The following is a 2,842-nucleotide window of genomic DNA, read 5'->3' as shown; positions in this document are numbered from 1 at the left end:
CCTCCCCCAGTCATGCGCCGGATACCAGGCGGCCTCATACGGAGAGATACCGAGGGCAGCCGCATGGACCTCGTTGCGCAGGAGGCAGGCGCGGCCCGGCGGACGCTTTATAACCAGTTTCCAAAGGGTAGGGAGGCGCTGTTTCACGCCGTGGTGGAGCGGGTATGGAGCGCATCTCCAGTGATGGATATCGTTGCCGACGTGGCCGTGTTGGCGGATCCTGAGCTTGGATTGCGTCGCATCGGCGAGGCCGTAGCTGCGCCGGTCAATCGTCATCACCGGAGCGGTTCGTATGTTTTTGGGCCATACAAGGTCTTGTCCGCCACATCGGCGCGGAGGAAAGGCTGAAGGTGGAAGGAGTCACCCATGTGCAAGGATGCTACCGATATCTTGCCCGATCTGCTGCGCCCCGGTTTGAAGGTGGTGTTTTGCGGCACTGCCGCCGGCGCAGCGTCCAGGAAGGCGGGTGCATATTATGCGGGGCCAGGCAATAAATTCTGGCGGACATTGCACACGATCGGCCTCACTCCGACGCAATTGACGCCTGAGAACTTTCCCGACCTGCTGAATTACGGGATCGGGCTGACTGATTTGTCGAAGACGGGATTTGGAGCCGATGTCGATTTGGCGGCTGGGTCGTTTGACGTTGTGCGCTTTGGTGCTGCTATTGCCGCTGCAGCACCAACAATCGTGGCATTTAATGGAATGAAAGCGGCCAGGGTGTTTATGGGCCTGCAAAGCAGCGCCGTTGCGTATGGTGTGCAGAGCCAATCCGCTATTCCCGGACAGATAATAGCGATTTTGCCATCCACATCTGGCGCGGCCAGTGGATTTTGGTCGATCAAGCCTTGGCGGGAGTTGGCGAAATACCTCGATGGGTTACGCTGAGGCCATGGATATTTTTGGCACTTCAATCCCGTTCGTCAGCTACTGCAACATCGAACCGATCGAGATAACCGGCGGGGAGACGCATCTGCGCGTCGAACTGAAGCCCGAGCACGGCAACCAGTTTGGTATCGCGCATGGTGGGCTAGTCTGCACGCTGCTCGACGTCGCAATGGGGACGGCAGCGCGGCACAACAGCGGTGTGTCGGTAATAACACTCGACATGCAGGTCAGCTTCCTATCCCCGGGGCGGGGCAAGCTGCATGCGATTGGCCGAGTGGCCCGGGCCGGACGCAGCATCATCTTTACCGAAGCAGACGCGCGAACCGAAGATGGCGAATTGGTCGCCAAGGCCAGCGGCGTCTTCAAAACTACCAGTCGCAAACCCGGCGGCGCAGCCGAACCGGCGTGAGTCATAGCCGGGGGCGCACGCATGCGCGCCCCCGGTCAAATGCGTTAGTAGGCGCGTGGCGTTACGACGACCGACGGCGGGGTCGTTGCAGCCGGCGTCTGCACGATAACAGGCGGAGCTGCGACTGGGGTGGGCGTGCTGGTGACGCAGCCGGCTAAGGCAATAGCGCCCAGCGCGACAACGATCAGCTTGGTCGGCATTTTCATATTCATGGCAATAGGCTCCCGAATCGTTCGGTGGATATCAAGTAACGTCAGCATCGCGGTTTGAACGTGTCGTTCCGAACTTAGTTTCCCCCTTTGTTGCTCGGGAAAAGTGGCTCGGAACCGAGTGGTTACGACCGCGTTGCCTGCTCAACACGGAGGTTTCGACATGCCGAGGACTGCGACCATTCCAGCCGTGTCCATCGCCGTGCTGCTGGCATTATCGGCGTCTGCCCGAGCCCAGCCGGTTTCGGCGCAGTCTGAGGCGATCGATTGCGCGAATAGCGATGCATCAGTCACCGGAGACGGCAGGCATGTGGCATTCCATGGTGCTTGCCGGTCACTCACCGTGCGCGGGAATCAGAACCAAGTGCAGGCAGAATTGGCGCCCGGCGCACGGGTTCATGTGCAAGGCGATGGCAATTCCGTGCGTTACCATCTGCTGGGTGGAACGATTGAGGCTAATGTGTCGATTGAGGGCCAGCAGGATGTGGTCGGCCCAGACGCAGCGCCGATCGCCGGGGAGGCGAGTAATGCCAGTCGACCTCCGCTCGTCCTTAGTGCTGGCGCGGCATCGGATGCGGAATGCACCGACCGCGATGTCATGGTGGACGGCAATGGGGGTGACTTCACGCTGCATGGCGGATGCCGCTCGGTCAGCGTGATGGGGACTGGCACCACGGTGCATGCCGAAATGCAGGCGCAGGGGCGGATCAGCGTGCCAGGTGCACACGACTCAGTCGTCTGGTTTTTAAAGTCGGATGGCGCGCCGCCGACCACGGAGGTGACCGGCGCGAATAGCACTGTCATTCAACAGCAGCGGCTGGGATCACAGATTGCGCCCGCCTCAGCGGCACCATCCGACACCGGCGGCCGTGCACCGCTGCAACTCACGTCTGGCGGGGAGCAGCAGTGTGACGGGCGGGATGTGCAGATAAATGCCAGTGGTTCGAACTTCGTTTTACAGGGCCACTGCCGCAGTTTGTCGGTGATGGGTTCGAACGACATTGTGGAAATCGAGTTGCTGCCGGGTAGCCGTGTCGCGATCGACGGTGACAGCACGATCGTTCAGTTTCTGATCACGAGTGCCGGGCCCGATCCGATTGTGTCGGCGAATGGCACCGGCAGCAAAGCTTATCGCGTGCAGCGCCTGGGCGCGTCGGACCGCCAAGCGGCAAGTGCTGGTGTGACCCCGACCGCTAGCGGGATGAAGGTAGAGGGTGGACGCGGTGCATCCGTCACTGAGATGCCGGCGGTTACGCAGCAATCTCAACCGCAGTAAGTAGTGTATGGGTGTTTGGTTGCGGGGACAGGATTTGAACCTGTGACCTTCAGGTTATGA

Annotated in this window: 5 protein-coding genes; 4 read left to right on the top strand and 1 reads right to left on the bottom strand. The window is 60.6% G+C overall.

The annotated features are described in order from the left end of the window. Window positions 1–12: 12 nt before the first annotated feature. Genes GSQ76_RS32830 through GSQ76_RS21590 form a run of 3 tightly spaced genes read left to right on the top strand, consistent with a single transcriptional unit; the run spans window position 13 to window position 1,297 of the window. Complete coding sequence (locus GSQ76_RS32830; protein WP_408837048.1) at window positions 13–348, top strand: TetR/AcrR family transcriptional regulator; 336 nt, start codon at window positions 13–15, stop codon at window positions 346–348. A gap of 18 nt (window positions 349–366) precedes the next feature. Continuing rightward, complete coding sequence (locus GSQ76_RS21595) at window positions 367–888, top strand: mismatch-specific DNA-glycosylase (protein ID WP_158746192.1); 522 nt, start codon at window positions 367–369, stop codon at window positions 886–888. A gap of 4 nt (window positions 889–892) precedes the next feature. After that, on the top strand, window positions 893–1,297 hold the full coding sequence (locus GSQ76_RS21590) for a PaaI family thioesterase (protein WP_216851207.1): 405 nt from the start codon (window positions 893–895) through the stop codon (window positions 1,295–1,297). Between the two features lie 44 nt (window positions 1,298–1,341). Here the strand turns inward: GSQ76_RS21590 and GSQ76_RS21585 are convergent, their stop codons facing one another. Beyond that, on the bottom strand, window positions 1,342–1,509 hold the full coding sequence (locus GSQ76_RS21585; protein ID WP_158746190.1) for a hypothetical protein: 168 nt from the start codon (window positions 1,507–1,509) through the stop codon (window positions 1,342–1,344). Between the two features lie 160 nt (window positions 1,510–1,669). On the opposite strand from GSQ76_RS21585, the gene GSQ76_RS21580 reads away from it, so the two are divergent. Further along, window positions 1,670–2,782, top strand: coding sequence for a DUF3060 domain-containing protein (locus GSQ76_RS21580; protein ID WP_216851206.1), 1,113 nt, complete (start codon window positions 1,670–1,672; stop codon window positions 2,780–2,782). The last annotated feature ends 60 nt before the right edge of the window (window positions 2,783–2,842 follow it).

Source organism: Acidisphaera sp. L21, from assembly GCF_009765685.1.
In the GTDB taxonomy this organism is placed as follows: domain Bacteria; phylum Pseudomonadota; class Alphaproteobacteria; order Acetobacterales; family Acetobacteraceae; genus LMUY01.
The sequence above is the reverse complement of the archived record's forward strand: the minus strand, read 5'-3'. Positions and strand labels throughout refer to the sequence as shown.